Origin of the sequence: Nocardioides sp. Root140 (assembly GCF_001426745.1) — a bacterium.
Lineage (GTDB): Bacteria > Actinomycetota > Actinomycetes > Propionibacteriales > Nocardioidaceae > Nocardioides.
The window spans coordinates 1,368,955-1,383,599 of record NZ_LMFI01000010.1 but is presented as its reverse complement, the minus strand read 5'-3'; the positions used below and the strand labels follow the sequence as shown (position 1 = coordinate 1,383,599).

Genomic DNA, 14,645 nt, shown 5'->3' with positions numbered 1-14,645 from the left:
AGGGGAGAGGGATTCTGGGTGTGCGGAAGCGTCCGGGCGACGCGGACGCGTCGTCGGTGGGGTGGTGGTGGGGTGGTGGTCGGACCGAGGAGTCGGTCGGCTCGGGTCAGGTGTCGAGCCACTCCTCGACGAACGCGGTGATCCGGTCGACGACCGTCTCGACGATGCGTCGACCGTCCTCGGGTGAGGCCCGGGTGGGATCGCCGAGCACGCCGATCGGCGACAGGCGGTCGTAGCGCACGGTCAGTGTGGGATGGCCGGACCGTCGCGAGAGGCGCGAGAGCGGGTCGAGGTCGGCGAGCTTCGTGGTGCCGGTGGTGAGCCGGTCGTGACGCACCAGGTGCGGTGCGACGTGCATCATCTGGGCGGTCTCGGCCTCCCCGCAGTGACCGTGCACCTCGTCGACGTCCATCGAGGCGACGACGTCTGCGGCCACCGAGGTCAACGGTGTCCAGGCGAACTCGAGGTCGGGGTGCTCGTGCAGCAGCTCCTGCGCCAGCGTGCCGAGCGCCGCGTTGTTGCCGCCGTGCCCGTTGATGACGAGGAATCGTCGCCATCCGGCAGCGGCCAGGCTGTCGACGTACGCGCGCAGCACTGCGGTGAACAGCGACGGAGGCAGGGTGACCGTGCCGGCGAAGCCACTGTGGTGCGGGGAGACTCCGACGGGCACGGCGGGCCCGATCACGACGCGATCGGTGAGGCGGTCGGCGACCAGGTCGGTGACCGCCTCGGCGCGGATCTGGTCGGTGGCCAGCGGGAGGCCGGGGCCGTGCTGCTCGAACGCCCCGACCGGAAGGATGACGACGTCTCCGGCGGCGGCGGACTCCCCGGCCTCGACCGTGGTCATCTCTCCGAGCCGGCGGCTCATCCGAGCTCCTCGCCGAGGGTGATGACCGTGTCGCGGATCGCCGCGAGGTGGGTGCGGGTGAGCTCGGCGGCCGCGGCGGCGTCCTGCTCCGAGACGGCCCGGAAGATCTCGATGTGCTCCTCGTGGTCTCGCTCGCGGTCGTGGTAGCGACGCCGGATCTCGACCTGGTCGCGCGAACGTACGTCGAGCAGGGCCGCGAGGGTGTCGCAGACCAAGGCGTTGCCGGACGCCGCGGCCAGGGCGACGTGGAAGTGCTCGCGGGGTCGTTCGTTGCCGCGTTGGGGGACGAGGGCGTTCTGCGTGGTCGCCTCGAGTGCGGCGAGCTGCTCGTCGTTGCGGTTGGCCGCGGCCGCGGCGGCGATGCCGGGCTCGATCAGGAGTCGGGCGTCGACCAGCTCGAGCACCGACGCCAGGTCGCCGCCGGTGTGCGGGTTGGCCAGCAGCCGACGTCGTACGCCGCCGCCGACGTAGGTGCCCGACCCGTGCCGGAACTGGATCACCTCGACGGCCTCGAGCCGCCGCAGCGCCTCCCGGACCGTGGGCACGGTGACCTCGAACTCGGCGGCCAGCGACCGGGCCGAGTGGAGCGGGTCTCCGGGGGCCAGGCCCTCGGTGCGGATCATGTCGGCGATCGCGTCGGCGATGCGCTCGGACAGAGAGCGGGAGGCGGTCGAGTGCGATGTGGTGGTGGTCACATCAAGTGACTAGATCACTTGATGACCTGGCCTGTCAAGGTCTCCGAAGGCAGAAACGTAGGGTGCGTGGGGTCGGCTCGGTCGAACAGGAGGGCAGCCGTGATCCTCTCGAAGGTCCGCGACCCGCGCCTGGTCACGATCCGCCGCGGCGGATCGCTCACCGACGCCGATCACCACCTCCTGGCCCTCTGGGCGGCCGACTGCGCGGAGCACGTGCTGCCGCTCTTCGAGGCCGCTCGGCCCGACGATCCGCGACCTCGTCAGGCCATCGACGCCGCACGGGCGTGGGTGCGCGGCGAGGTCAGGATGATGGAGGCGCGAGCCGCTGGCGGCCACGCGATGGGCGCGGCCAGGGACCTGCGTGGTGCTCCTCGTCATGCGGCGTACGCCGCGGGACAGGCCGGCGCGGTTGCCCATGTCGCTGCGCACGACCTCGGTGCCGCGGCCTATGCCATCAAGGCGGCACGAGCCGTCGAGGGCGAGAGCGACGAGGCCGGGCGCCACGAGTGCCAGTGGCAGCGGGAGCAGTTGCCGCCGGAGATCCGCGCCCTGGTGCTCGACGACCAGCGGCTGCGCAACGACCTCTGCTGGTCGGTCTTCGATTGCTGAGCCACGACGCGGCTGTCATCGTCGATCTGCCGTCCGTGGACGCGGGAGCCCGTCGCCGGGGAGCACGTTGTGGTTGTGCGCGAACACGTTGCCCGGGTCGTAGGCGCGCTTGACCAGGGACAGGCGGGCGTACGTCGCCGGCGGGTACGCCGCGGCCAGGTCCGCGGCCGACGCCGAGCCCTGGAAGTTCGTGTAGCTGCCGATGCCCCGCGCGGCGACCGGCTCCCACGGCTGCAGTGCCCTGGCCACGTCGTCGTCCGTCGCCGACTCCGGCAGCATGGCCATGCACAGCACCATCGCCTCGGCGTCACGATGGGCGAACGCCGTGGCCTCGCGCTGCACCCGGGAGAACGCACCACCCAGGCTGCGCAGGGCGATCATCGCCGGGGCAGGGCTGCGGTGCAGTCGGTCGATCGCCGTGATGACCTCGTCGTTGACCGAACGCACGAGGGTGTTGCGCCCCGCGACCCTGAGCCCCGGCGGTGCCGCGGCGTCCTCGAGCAGGTCGGCGTACCGGCACTCGGAGATGCTGGCCCGGAGCACCGTGCCCAGCTCGAGGAGCGGCTCGATGGCGTCGTTGGCGGCGGCCACGTCGCCCTGTCCCGCGTAGCAGAGCAGGACCATCGCCTCGGGGATCTGGCCCGGCACCGCCGGCGGGAGCACCAGGGTGCTGGTCAGCTCCTCCGGCGCCGCACGCATCGCGTCGCGCCAACGCACGACCAGCTCGGCCACGTCGTCGAGCTGGTAGGTCACCGTGCCTCGGTGCACCGTGGCCACCGGCTGGGCGACGAAGTCGAAGGAGACCACGACGCCGAAGTTGCCACCGCCACCGCGCAGGGCCCAGAAGAGCTGGGGGTTCTCCGTCGCCGAGGCGGTGAGCAGCCGCCCCCCGGCAGTCACCACGCGCGCGGCGACGAGGTTGTCGATGGCCAGGCCGTGACGGCGCACCATCCACCCGAAGCCGCCACCGAGGGTGAGCCCGCCGACTCCGACGCCGGCGGTGTCGCCGGACGTCAACGCCCAGCCCCGCGGGTCGAGCGCCTCGGCCACCCGGCCCCACGTGGCACCGCCTCCGACGCGGACCACGCGGCGATCGACGTCGAGAACCTCGATGCCGTCGAGGTGGCGCAGGTCGATCACCATGCCGCCGGTGTTCGTCCCGTGGCCGAGCAGGCTGTGGCCTCCCGACCTGACCGAGACGGCCAGGCCACGTCGTACGGCGTGGGCCAGCGCGGCCGCGACCTCGTCGGCGTCACGAGGCCGGACCACCAGCTCCGGGGCTCCGGTGCCGAAGAACACCCGCGCCGCGTCGTCGTACTCCTCGTCGCCGGGTGCCACGGTCTCGGTGTCCAACGTGCCGGTGGCCGTCGTCGTGTCATGCAGGCTCATGCGCTTCTCCCTCGTTCGTCCGATGTCTATGCCGTCGATCGTTCGCGAAACGAGCCCTGACCGCGTCGGCCCAGGGGCGTCACTTCCGGCTACCCGCCGGACCGGTCCGCGGCCGCGTCCGTACTCCCGGCGGAGTAGGCCGGCCCTACTCCCCATGACGGATGCGCGTCCTGGGCCGGGACCCTAGGCTCGGAGGCATGCGCACAGATCGTGGATGGGCGAGGTTCTACCGCACCGGCTGGATGGTCTCCGCGGTGTTCGGGGTGATGGCGGCCCACCAGTGGAAGGCGCACGTCGCCGAGATGGAGAAGCGCGCCGAGGAGGCCGAACGCACGCACGAGGAGGAGACCCGCCGGCTCGCCGTCGAGGAACGGCTGCGGATCGCCCGCGAGCTGCACGACTCCCTGACCCACAGCATCTCGGTGATCAAGGTGCAGGCCGGGGTGGCCACCCACCTGGCGAGGAAGAACGGCGAGGAGCCGTCGCCGGCGCTGCTCGCGATCCAGGAGGCCAGCAGTGACGCGGTGCGTGAGCTGCGCTCGACCCTGGACGTGCTGCGTCGCGACGAGGACGGCGGCGGTGGCGGGCTGGAGCGGGTGCCGACCCTGGTGGAGCGGGCCCGGTCGACGGGGCTGCCGACCAGCTACCGGATCCGTGGACGGGTACGCCGCGTGCCGTCGGAGGTCGAGCAGACCGCGTACCGGGTCGTGCAGGAAGCCCTGACGAACGTGACGCGGCATGCCGGGTCGGCGAACGTGGCCGTCGAGCTGACGTACGACGAGCGGACCCTGACCGTGCGGGTCGAGGACGACGGAGCGGGTTCGCGTCGGCCGCCGGTGCCGGGCTACGGCCTGGTCGGGATGCGCGAACGCGTCACCGCGCTCGGCGGGAACCTGAGGGCCGAGCCCGGCGCCGACCGGGGATTCACGGTGCTTGCCGAGCTCCCGGCGGAACCCGCCTCGTGATCCGGGTGGTGCTGGTCGACGACCAGCCGCTGATCCGGATGGGCATCCGCGCGCTCCTCGACGCCGAGGACGACATCAGCGTGGTCGGCGAGGCCGGCAACGGTCGCGAGGGCGTCGCCCTGGCGGAGGAGCACCGCCCCGACATCGTGCTGATGGACGTGCAGATGCCGGAGATGGACGGCATCGAGGCGACCCGGCGGATCACCGGCGAGGACGACCTTGCCGGAGTGCACGTGGTGATGCTGACCAACTACGGGCTCGACGAGTACGTCTTCAACGCCCTGCGCGCGGGCGCGGCCGGCTTCGTGGTCAAGGACGCCGAGCCGGACGACCTGCTGCAGGCCCTGCGAGTGACCATGCGCGGTGACGCGTTGCTCTCGCCCGCCGTCACCAGGCGGTTGATCAGCGAGTTCGTGGCCCGTCCGGCCGACGTCCTCTCCGGCGTGGAGCTGGACCGTCTGACGAACCGGGAGCGTGAGGTCGTCGCCCTGGTCGCGCACGGGCTGAGCAACGACGAGATCGCCGACCGCATGGTGCTCAGCCCGATGACCGCCAAGACGCACGTCAGCCGGTCGATGACCAAGCTCGGGGCCCGCGACCGCGCACAGCTGGTGGTCTTCGCCTACGAGTCCGGGCTGGTCGCTCCGCGCACCACCACCTGAGCCCGGCGGCCCGTCGGGTCAGCACGGGTCGGGTCAGCAAGCGGTCGGGTCAACGCTGGTCGCCGACGAGGAAGCGACGGCGCAGTCTCCGGTGCTGTGGGCCGGCGCGGTGCTGCGGCTCACCGCCGCGGGAATGTCCCGGCCGCAGGAGCTGCGCGGGAACCGGCTCGAGGCGCACGGCCGAGACCGTGGCCCGGATCGGCAGGTCGTCGACCGACCCGACTGCGGACGTGACGGTGCCGGGGGTGTCGGCGTCCATCGCCAGCGTGCAGTGCGGCAGCCAGGTGCCGGGACGGTAGTAGTCCCAGTTGCCGTGCACCTGCGCGGGCTCCGCGTCGAGGGCCGCATGGACGTCGCGGTGCAGGGTCACCAGATCGACCGTGGGGCTGACCGCGAGGAACGCGGGGGCCTTGTCGCTGACGAAGAAGCCGACCGCGGTCAGGTCAACGGCCAGGCCCCGTGCCCGGGAGAGCACTGGATCCAGCACCGTTTCCACATGCTCCAGGTCGAAGGCCCGGGCGATGGCGAGCGTGACATGAGGTCGGTACTCCGGGCCGTGTGACCACCGCACCGGCCTGGTGCCGTGGTCGTCGAGGGCGTCCCAGATGCGATGGACCCGCTGCTCGGCCGGGTCGTCGAGATGGAGGAGTACGGCGAAGTGCTCACCCGCCTGTGCGGATCTCTGGACGGGGATCCGCACGTCCATCGTGCCGTTGTGCGCCACGAGGGAACACAATGGCACGTCTGCCGCCTCACGGCCAGAGTCAACGCCCGACCCGTGCCGAGCGTGTTCGTCACGGGAACCCGGCACCGCCGTGTCGGACCGGGAAGGCACCGAGGACGCCACTGGGCGGCGCATCGTCGGGACCGCCGTAGTCCTGGCCGACCACGAACAGTGTCGGCTCGCCCGCGCGGCTGAGCGTGCACGAGAACGCACCGCGGGCGAAGGCGATCGTGTCGAGGAGCTCGCCGCCCTCACGCACCCGACGGCAGTGTGCGTTGCCGACGTCGGCGTACCAGATCGCGCCGGTCTCATCGAGGCAGATGCCGTCGGGATGGTCGCCGGGCGTCTCCGCCCAGACCCGCCGTCCGGACAGGGTCCCGTCCGCGCTGATGTCGTACGCCGTCAGCTGCTCGGCGTGCGACTCGGCCACGACCAGCGTGCTGCCGTCGGCCGTGACCGCCATCCCGTTGGGGAACTGGAGGTCGTCGGCGACCTCGGAGGCCCGGCCGTCACCGGTCACCAGCACCACGATGCCCGGGCGCGGTTCGCCACCGGGGAAGTCGTAGCCGATGTTGTTGACGTAGGCGTTGCCACGCCCGACGACGACGATGTCGTTGTACGGCGTGGAGGCGAGGCCGGCCAGGTCGGCGTACGTCGTCAGCGAGCCGTCGGCCTCGCGCCGCAACAGGGCACGGTCCGCGGACGAGACCAGCAGCAGGTCTCCGTCCGGGAGGAAGTCGAAGCACAACGGGAACGACGCGACCTCGGCCTCGACCCGTTCACCGCTGCCGTCGGGCTCCACGGAGGAGACACGTCCGCGGGCCCAGTCGGAGACCCACACCCGCCCGTCCCTCCAGCGGGGTGACTCCCCGAACACGATCCCTTCGATGATGGTCTCCATGGCTGCCTCCTGGTCGGGTTCCAGTGCAGACCCGAGGACTCGTCCGGAATCATCGTGCGGTCGACGGCGTCAGGACAGCTGTTGCCCCAGCAGGTCGATGAACTCGTCCGCCATGCCGAGCTGCCGCTCCAGCTTCTCGCGGCGCTCTCCGGCGTCGGCAAGGATGCCCACCAGTCGCTCGCGGGCCACGTCGTGCCGATCTGCCGCGGCGGGGTCGCGAACCGTCTCGAGGTCGCGCATCGCCGCGCTCATCTGCTCGAGTGTGAAGCCGAGCGGCTTCATCCTCCGGATCACCAGGATCTTCTCGACGTCGGACTCGGTGTAGAGCCGGAAACCACCGTCAGTGCGCCCGGAGGGTCGGAGCAGGCCGACCTCGTCCCAGTGCCGCAGGCTGCGCAGGGACAGCTCGGTGCGGGTGGCGACCTCGCCGATGTGCATCACTGCTGGGCCGTCCGCTGCGGCGGGTTCGCTGGTCACAGGTGGTCCCTCTCACATCACTGTCGATGCCAACCCTCACGTTACGTGAGGTTAGGGTGGTGCGCTGTCAGCCGGCCATGAACGGAGCCCCGTGAGCACCACCCTGCCCCACGAACCCGAGCCGACCGTGCGCGCGGCCCTGCGTTCTCCACGGCTCCTGCGCACCGAGGTCCTGGCCGGACTCGTGGTGGCCCTGGCGTTGATTCCCGAGGCGATCTCGTTCTCGATCATCGCGGGCGTCGACCCGCGGGTCGGACTCTTCGCCTCGTTCACGATGGCGGTGGCGATCTCGTTCCTCGGCGGGCGTCCGGCGATGATCTCGGCAGCCACCGGTGCCGTGGCCCTGGTCATCGCGCCGGTGATGCGCGACCAGGGCTACGACTACCTGATCGCGACTGTGCTCCTGGGCGGGCTGATCCAGGTCGCGCTCGCGCTGGCCGGAGTGGCCAGGCTGATGCGGTTCATCCCGCGCTCGGTGATGGTGGGCTTCGTCAACGCCCTGGCCATCCTCATCTTCGAGGCCCAGGTCGACCACCTGGTCGACGTACCGTGGGCGGTCTATCCGATGATCGCCGTCGGCATTGCCGTGATCGTCGGATTCCCGCGGGTCAACAAGGTCGTCCCGGCGCCACTGGTCGCGATCGTCGCTCTCACGGCCTTCACGGTCGTCGGCGCCGTCAACGTGCCGGACGTCGGCGACCAGGGCGACCTGCCCGACAGCCTGCCGACCTGGTTCCTGCCCGACGTGCCGCTGACCCTCGACACGTTGCAGGTGATCGCGCCGTACGCACTGGCCATGGCCGTCGTGGGACTGCTGGAGTCGCTGCTGACCGCCAAGCTCGTCGACGACATCACCGACACCCACTCCGACAAGACCCGTGAGGCCTGGGGGCAGGGCGCCGCCAACGTGGTCACCGGGTTCTTCGGTGGCATGGGCGGCTGCGCCATGATCGGCCAGACGATGATCAACGTGAAGGTCTCCGGTGCCCGCACGCGCATCTCGACCTTCCTGGCCGGCACGTTCCTGCTGGTCCTCGTGGTCGGGTTCGGTGACGTCGTGGCGTTGATCCCGATGGCGGCTCTGGTCGCCGTGATGGTGATGGTGTCGGTGGGCACCTTCGACTGGCACAGCATTCGGCCGGCGACGTTGCGCCGCATGCCCAGGTCCGAGACGAGCGTGATGGTGGCGACCGTCGTGGTCACCGTCGCGACCCACAACCTCGCGATCGGGGTCGTGGTCGGCGTGCTGGTCGCGATGACGCTGTTCGCCCGCCGGGTCGCACACCTCACGGAGACCCACCGGGAGCTCGTCGAGGACGAGGACGGTGCGAGTGCGGTCTACCGCGTGACCGGCGAGCTGTTCTTCGCCTCCAGCAACGACCTCTACACGCAGTTCGCGTACGCCGACGACCCGGAACGCATCGTGATCGACCTCTCCGCGTCGCACGTCTGGGACGCCTCGACCGTCGCTGCGCTCGACGCGATCACGACGAAGTACGCCCGCAAGGGCAAGGTTGTCGAGATCGTCGGGCTCAACGAGAGCAGCGCCCAGCGCCACTGGAAGCTGACCGGCGAGCTGCCCTGACGACGCACCCGCATCACGGGAGACGGCTTAGGCTGCGGCCATGGATCCCCGCCAACTGGAGTACTTCCTGGCCGTGGTCGAACATGGCGGGGTCAACCGGGCGGCCACCGCACTCCACGTCGCGCAGCCTTCGCTCTCCCAGTCACTGCGCAGGCTCGAGAAGGACATCCAGGCGCAGCTGTTCCACCGGGTCGGCCGGGGCCTCGTGCTCTCCAGTGCTGGGGAGGCGCTGATCGGACCGGCGCGGCAGGTGCTCCGAGACATCGAGCTGGCCCGGGAGGCAGTCTCGGCGGTGGAGCACCTGCAGGGCGGACGCATCGACATTGCGGCGTTGTCCGACACCTCGACCGATCCGCTCTCGGTGTGGGTGGCTCAGTTCCGGGTGAAGAACCCCCTGGTGCAACTGCGAGTGGAGGAGCGGGACCGCATCGGCGAGATCGTCGACCTGGTCAAGGGCGGTGCCTGCGAGCTCGGCATCACCGTGCTGCCGGTGCACGTCAACGACCTGTCGCACGACTTCCTCGTCGACCAGCACTTCGTGGTGGTCTTCCCGCCCGGCACCCCGACCGACCTTCCCGACACCGTGGAGGTCAGCTCGCTCGACGGCGTCCCGTTCGTGATGGGCGAGCGCAACACGACCAGTCGCGACCACGTCGAGTCGATGTTGCGCGCCGGCGGCGTCGAGCCGCTCGTCGCGGTCGAGGTGCCGCAGCGTGGCGCCGTCGTACCCATGGTGCTCTCCGGTGCAGGTGCGGCAATCCTCCCGCAGCGCGTCGCCCTGGAGGCACGCCAGCGAGGCGCGGTCGTGCGCGACCTGAGCCCGCACGTGTCCTGGTCCATCGGAGCGATCCACCGCTCGGACCGCTTGACTCCCGCAGCGGCGGCCTTCCTCGACTACACCCACCAGCAGTTGGCCTCGTGGGAACGCGCGGTCGTGCGCCGAATGGCAGCCGGCGCCTCGCGAGTGGATGCCTCCGCCGAGGTGGTCGCCGCGATCGAGCGTCGGCAACGCGTGTTGTTCGACGAGATCGGACCGATCTATCCCGCAGGTCCCGCGGAGCGATAGCGCTCCGGGTCGTCGTGCACTGCTGTGGGTCGGCGTACGACTGATAGGCAATCCCAATTGAGCTGGCCCACTTTTGGTCTTGGACGCTGTCGGTGCTCCTCCCGTTTCATGTGACGTACGTCAACCACGACACGCCACACCAGGGAGCTCCACATGGCAGCACAGGTCACCTGCTCGACCACCGACTCGATCGCAACCGTCACCCTGCGCAACACCGAGCGGCGCAACGCCGTGTCCGTGCAGCTGCTCGGTGAGCTGTACGACGTCCTCGGCCGGATCGAGGCGGACGCCCGCGTGCGGGTGGTCGTGCTCACCGGCTCCGGACGCGCCTTCTGCGTGGGAGCCGACCTCGCGGCAGCGCCGGAGACGCGGTCGCTTCGTGGCGACTCTGTGGAGGCCGACACCGCGCGACTGCGCAACGCCGCCCGCGTGGCCGAGCGGCTACACCAGATGCCGCAGGTCACGATCGCCGCGATCAACGGAGCCTGTGCCGGCGCCGGTCTCTCCCTCGCCCTGGCCACTGACCTGCGCATCGCCGCACGCAGCGCCGTCTTCAACACGGCCTTCCTGGCCGCCGGGCTCTCCGGCGACCTCGGCGCCATCTGGTTCCTCACCCGGATCCTCGGTGTGGCCAGGGCCCGCGAGCTCTTCCTCCTGCCGGGCAAGTTCGACGCCACCCGCGCCGAACACCTCGGGTTGGTCACCTCCGTCGCGGACGACGAGGAGCTCGACCAACAGACCCACCACCTCGCCACTCGACTGGCCGCGGCCGCACCCCTGGCTGCCCGGGCGATGAAGCAGAACCTGCTCGACGCCACCACCCAGCCGCTGGCCGCCTACCTCGGGTCCGAGACCGAGCGGATGGTGCGTTCCTTCCACACCGACGACGCCCGCGAGGCCGCGTCGGCCTTCCTCCAGCGCCGCGAGCCCGCCTTCGCGGGCCGTTGAGCCCTCACCGACCGGAGACACCCATGACCACGCACACCACTGAGCGCCCCACGGAGGCACCCGGCCAACGGGCCTTCCGCAGACGCGCCTGGACCGTCACGATCCTGCTCCTCGTCTTCATGCTCCTGAACTTCGCCGACAAGGCGGTGCTCGGGTTCGCCGGGGTCCAGATCATGGCCGACCTCGACATATCGGCCAAGCAGTTCGGCCTGCTGCAGAGCGCATTCTTCTGGCTGTTCGCCGTCGGCGCCGTCACCATCGGTGCACTGACCTCGCGCATCGATGCGCGCTGGCTGGTGGCCGGCCTGATGCTGGTCTGGGTGCTCACCATGGCCCCGTTGATGTGGCCGCTCGGGTTCACCGCGGTGCTGGCCTGCCGGATTGCGCTCGGGTTCGCCGAGGGCCCGGCATACGCACTGTGCACCCACATCGTGCACTCGTGGTTCCCGCCCGAGAAGCGCGGCCTGCCGGCGGGCGTGATCACCGCCGGCGCCTCGATCGGCCCGCTGATCGCGGCACCCCTGCTGACCTGGGTGATTGTCACCTGGTCGTGGCACGCCGCATTCGGCGTGTTGACCGTCGCGGGTGTGCTGTGGCTGGCCGCCTGGCTCCTGCTCGGCCGCTCGGCACCCCCCGAGGGCAGCGTGCTGGGCACCAGTGTGGTGGTGGACCCTGACACCGCCCCGGTGGAGGCGCCTCTGCGGGTCATCCTCACCACCGGCACCGTGATCGGCACCGCGCTCCTGACCTTCTTTGCCTACTGGTCCACCACGTTGAAGGTGGCCTGGCTGCCGCTCTTCCTCAGCCAGGGCCTCGGCTACGACGCGGTCACCAGCAGCCGGTTGATCACCTTCCCGTACGCCGTGGCAGCGGTCGCGGCGGTCGGTGCCGGGCTGGCCTCGAACCGACTCACCGAACGCGGTGTCAGCCGCCGCATCACCCGCGGCTACTTCGCCGGGGGGCTGGTCGTGCTGGCCGGGCTCTCGATGTACTTGTTCACGATCATCGACCGCGGGCCCCTGCAGATGGTGTTCATCACCCTCGCGTTCTCGATGAACTCCGCGGCGTACGCCGTCGCCTTCGTGGCCATCGGTGACGTCGTCCACCCGAAGCGCCGGGGCACCGTGCTCGGCTGCCTGGTCGCGTTCTACAGCATGGCGGGCGTTCTGGCGCCGCTTCTGCTCGGCTACCTGGTCGACGCCGCACCCGACGCCATCACCGGCTACAACCACGGCTTCGCGGTCACCGGCCTGTTGATGACGATCGGTGGCGCCCTGTCCCTCCTCCTGGTGCGGCCCGAGCGCGACCTGGCACGCATTCGCGAGCGTGTGGCGGCGATCCGATGAGCGCCCCGCTGGATGGCGTCCGCGTCGTCGACTTCGGACAGTTCATCGCCGCGCCCGCCGCCACCCAGGTGCTGGCCGACCTCGGCGCCGACGTGATCAAGGTCGAGCCGGTCACCGGCGAGGCAGCCCGGGTCATCGGGGTGTACGGCGAGGCGATCCTGCGCACCTACAACCGGGGCAAGCGGGCCATCGCGCTCGATCTCAAGGACCCTCGTGGTCGTGCGATCGCCGAGCGGCTCGTCGCCGAGGCCGACATCGTGGTGCAGAACCTGCGTCCAGGTGTGATGGAGAGCTTCGGACTCGATGCCTCCGCGGTGCGTGCCAGGCACCCGGGCATCGTCTACGCGACGGTCAGCGGGTTCGGCCTGCACGGCCCCTCACGCAATCGGCCCGGCCTCGACATTGCGGCCCAGGCAGAGAGCGGCATCATGTGGGTGACCGGCGAGTCCGACGGTGAGCCGCAGCGGGTGGGCTTCCCCGTGGTCGACGCCGCGGCCGCCCACGTCTTCGCCCAGGCCGTGCTCGGGGCCTTCGTCCGCAAGGTGCGCTTCGGGCTCGGCGACGAGGTCGAGGTCTCGTTGCTGGAGGTCGCCGTACACCTGCAGGGTCCCAACTGGGGCGAGTACCTGCTGACCGGACAGAGCCCGCAACGCCGCGGCAACGGGCAGCCGACCATCGCCCCCGCGGCCGACCTGATGCCCACGCTCGACGGCGCCATCGTCGTGTCGGCGTACTCGCCGCAGCACTTCGCCCGACTGTGCGGGCTGATCGGGCGCGACGACCTGCCCGGCGACCCCCGGTTCGCCACCAACGAGGACCGCGTGGCCAACCGGGCCCCGCTTCTGGTCGAGCTGCGTGCCGCGTTCGCCTCGCTGACCACTGACGCCGCGATGGATCTGCTCACGACCAACGGCGTCGTGGCCGGCCGGATCAGCGGGTACGACGAGGTGATCAAGAACCCCGACGTCGAGGCCGCCGGCCTGTTCATCGAGGCGATCGAGCCCGACGGTGCCACCCATCCGACCCTGCGTTCGCCCTGGCACCTGGGATCGGCGGAAGACGGGCCGCGCACCGCCGCCCCGCGCCTGGGTGAGCACACCGTCGAGGTGCTCGGCGCCCACGGCTACGACCCGGCGGAGATCGAGGACCTCGCTGCGGCACAGGTCATCGGCCTCGGCGGCTGACCCGAAGAACGTCCGTCCGGCCGGACCCATCGTCGTGCCCGGCCACTCATCATCACCACGACTGGAGAGAACCATGATCAGAGACATCTACGACGAAGACCACGACGCGTTCCGCGAGACCGTTCGGCAGCTGATCGACAAGGAGGTCGTGCCTCACCTCCCCGCCTGGGAGGCGGCCGGCATCGTGCCGCGCGACCTGTTCCGCAAGACCGCCGACACCGGCATCAACGGGCTCCAGATCCCCGAGCGCTTCGGCGGCGGTGGGGTCGAGAGCTTCCGCTTCAACGCGGTCGTGCTCGAGGAGATCGGTTTCGCGGCCGTGAACCTCGGCGGCCTGCAGGTGCACCTCAGCACCGTGCTGCCCTACTTCCTGGAGTTCGCCGACGAGGAGCAGAAGGAACGCTGGTTCCCCGGCTTCGCCGACGGCACCCTGGTCAGCTCGATCGCGATGACCGAGCCCGGCACCGGCTCCGACCTGGCCGGTGTGGCCACGACGGCCCGGCGTGACGGCGACGACTACATCCTCAACGGCGCCAAGACCTTCATCACCGGCGGCATCAACGCCGACCTGATCGTGGTGGTGGCCCGCACCTCCAGCGACGACAGCAACCGGCGCAAGGGCCTGTCGCTCCTCGTCGTCGAGTCCGGCATGCCCGGCTTCACCCGCGGCCGCAATCTCGACAAGATCGGCCTCAAGGCGCAGGACACTGCCGAGCTCTCCTTCGACGAGGTCCGGGTGCCGGCTGCCAACCTGCTCGGCACCGAGGGCGAGGCGTTCGCCGCACTCACCTCGAACCTGCCCCAGGAGCGCCTCACCATCGCGGTGGTGGCCTACGCCACGGCCACCGCGGCGTTGAACCTTGCCATCGACTACGTCAAGGAGCGCAAGGCCTTCGGGCACCGCGTCGCGGACTTCCAGAACACGAAATTCGTGCTCGCCGAGTGCGCCACCGAGATCGAGGCGGCCCAAGCCATGGTCGACCGCGCCATCGCGGCACTCGATGCCGGCACGCTGACGGTGGCCGACGCGGCCAAGGTGAAGCTCTTCTGCACCGAGGTGCAGTCGCGGGTCATCGACAAGTGTCTCCAACTGCACGGCGGCTACGGCTACATGCGCGAATACCCGATCGCACGCCTCTACGCCGACGCGCGGGTCAGCAGGATCTTCGGCGGCACCAGCGAGGTCATGAAGAGCGTCGTCTCCAAGTCGCTGGGATTGTGAGGCT

At 70.5% G+C, this 14,645-nt stretch carries 15 protein-coding genes; 9 read left to right on the top strand and 6 right to left on the bottom strand.

What is annotated here, in order from left to right; translation table 11 throughout:
- Positions 1–106 precede the first annotated feature (106 nt).
- Together ASD30_RS16915 and ASD30_RS16910 are read right to left on the bottom strand one after the other, a co-directional pair.
- Entirely contained in the window at positions 107–868 is a 762-nt protein-coding gene (locus tag ASD30_RS16915; protein WP_056683911.1) for a creatininase family protein, read from the bottom strand.
- On the bottom strand, positions 865–1,563 hold the full coding sequence (locus tag ASD30_RS16910; RefSeq protein ID WP_235532611.1) for a FadR/GntR family transcriptional regulator: 699 nt from the start codon (positions 1,561–1,563) through the stop codon (positions 865–867). The genes ASD30_RS16915 and ASD30_RS16910 overlap by 4 nt, the downstream gene beginning before the upstream one ends.
- A gap of 99 nt (positions 1,564–1,662) precedes the next feature.
- On the opposite strand from ASD30_RS16910, the gene ASD30_RS16905 reads away from it, so the two are divergent.
- Positions 1,663–2,172, top strand: coding sequence for a putative immunity protein (locus ASD30_RS16905; RefSeq protein ID WP_056683906.1), 510 nt, complete (start codon positions 1,663–1,665; stop codon positions 2,170–2,172).
- Positions 2,173–2,187: 15 nt separating this feature from the next.
- Here the strand turns inward: ASD30_RS16905 and ASD30_RS16900 are convergent, their stop codons facing one another.
- Positions 2,188–3,561, bottom strand: coding sequence for an FAD-binding oxidoreductase (locus ASD30_RS16900; protein ID WP_056683903.1), 1,374 nt, complete (start codon positions 3,559–3,561; stop codon positions 2,188–2,190).
- A 197-nt stretch (positions 3,562–3,758) separates the two neighbouring features.
- Here ASD30_RS16900 and ASD30_RS16895 point away from each other — a divergent pair, with 197 nt between their 5' ends.
- Together ASD30_RS16895 and ASD30_RS16890 are read left to right on the top strand one after the other, a co-directional pair.
- Entirely contained in the window at positions 3,759–4,526 is a 768-nt protein-coding gene (locus ASD30_RS16895) for a sensor histidine kinase (protein ID WP_057294162.1), read from the top strand.
- Positions 4,523–5,188 (top strand): response regulator, encoded by a 666-nt coding sequence (locus ASD30_RS16890; protein ID WP_056683897.1) that lies wholly within the window; start codon positions 4,523–4,525, stop codon positions 5,186–5,188. Before ASD30_RS16895 ends, ASD30_RS16890 begins: the two co-directional genes overlap by 4 nt.
- 49 nt (positions 5,189–5,237) lie before the next feature.
- Here ASD30_RS16890 and ASD30_RS16885 read toward each other — a convergent pair whose 3' ends face one another.
- The 3 genes from ASD30_RS16885 to ASD30_RS16875 all read right to left on the bottom strand — a co-directional run bounded on the left by ASD30_RS16885 (position 5,238) and on the right by ASD30_RS16875 (position 7,290).
- Positions 5,238–5,930, bottom strand: coding sequence for a 2'-5' RNA ligase family protein (locus ASD30_RS16885; protein ID WP_162250990.1), 693 nt, complete (start codon positions 5,928–5,930; stop codon positions 5,238–5,240).
- A gap of 52 nt (positions 5,931–5,982) precedes the next feature.
- Positions 5,983–6,813 carry an SMP-30/gluconolactonase/LRE family protein gene (locus ASD30_RS16880; protein WP_056683891.1) on the bottom strand — a complete coding sequence of 277 codons (831 nt, stop codon included), beginning with the start codon at positions 6,811–6,813 and terminating at the stop codon, positions 5,983–5,985.
- A gap of 69 nt (positions 6,814–6,882) precedes the next feature.
- Positions 6,883–7,290: a MerR family transcriptional regulator gene (locus ASD30_RS16875; RefSeq protein WP_200951165.1), complete on the bottom strand. Its 408-nt coding sequence runs from the start codon at positions 7,288–7,290 to the stop codon at positions 6,883–6,885.
- A 91-nt stretch (positions 7,291–7,381) separates the two neighbouring features.
- Here ASD30_RS16875 and ASD30_RS16870 point away from each other — a divergent pair, with 91 nt between their 5' ends.
- The 6 genes from ASD30_RS16870 (at position 7,382) to ASD30_RS16845 (ending at position 14,641) form a co-directional block, all read left to right on the top strand.
- A complete protein-coding gene (locus ASD30_RS16870) occupies positions 7,382–8,875 on the top strand; it encodes a SulP family inorganic anion transporter (RefSeq protein ID WP_082563891.1) in 1,494 nt (497 codons plus the stop codon).
- Positions 8,876–8,915: 40 nt separating this feature from the next.
- Complete coding sequence (locus ASD30_RS16865) at positions 8,916–9,941, top strand: LysR family transcriptional regulator (RefSeq protein WP_056683882.1); 1,026 nt, start codon at positions 8,916–8,918, stop codon at positions 9,939–9,941.
- Positions 9,942–10,094: 153 nt separating this feature from the next.
- Positions 10,095–10,889: an enoyl-CoA hydratase-related protein gene (locus tag ASD30_RS16860; RefSeq protein ID WP_056683879.1), complete on the top strand. Its 795-nt coding sequence runs from the start codon at positions 10,095–10,097 to the stop codon at positions 10,887–10,889.
- Positions 10,890–10,912: 23 nt separating this feature from the next.
- The gene (locus ASD30_RS16855; protein ID WP_200950094.1) at positions 10,913–12,235 is read left to right on the top strand and encodes an MFS transporter; all 1,323 of its coding nucleotides are present in this window, start codon (positions 10,913–10,915) and stop codon (positions 12,233–12,235) included.
- Positions 12,232–13,419: a CaiB/BaiF CoA transferase family protein gene (locus ASD30_RS16850; protein ID WP_056683877.1), complete on the top strand. Its 1,188-nt coding sequence runs from the start codon at positions 12,232–12,234 to the stop codon at positions 13,417–13,419. The genes ASD30_RS16855 and ASD30_RS16850 overlap by 4 nt, the downstream gene beginning before the upstream one ends.
- A 73-nt stretch (positions 13,420–13,492) precedes the next feature.
- Positions 13,493–14,641 (top strand): acyl-CoA dehydrogenase family protein, encoded by a 1,149-nt coding sequence (locus tag ASD30_RS16845; RefSeq protein ID WP_056683875.1) that lies wholly within the window; start codon positions 13,493–13,495, stop codon positions 14,639–14,641.
- Positions 14,642–14,645 lie beyond the last annotated feature (4 nt).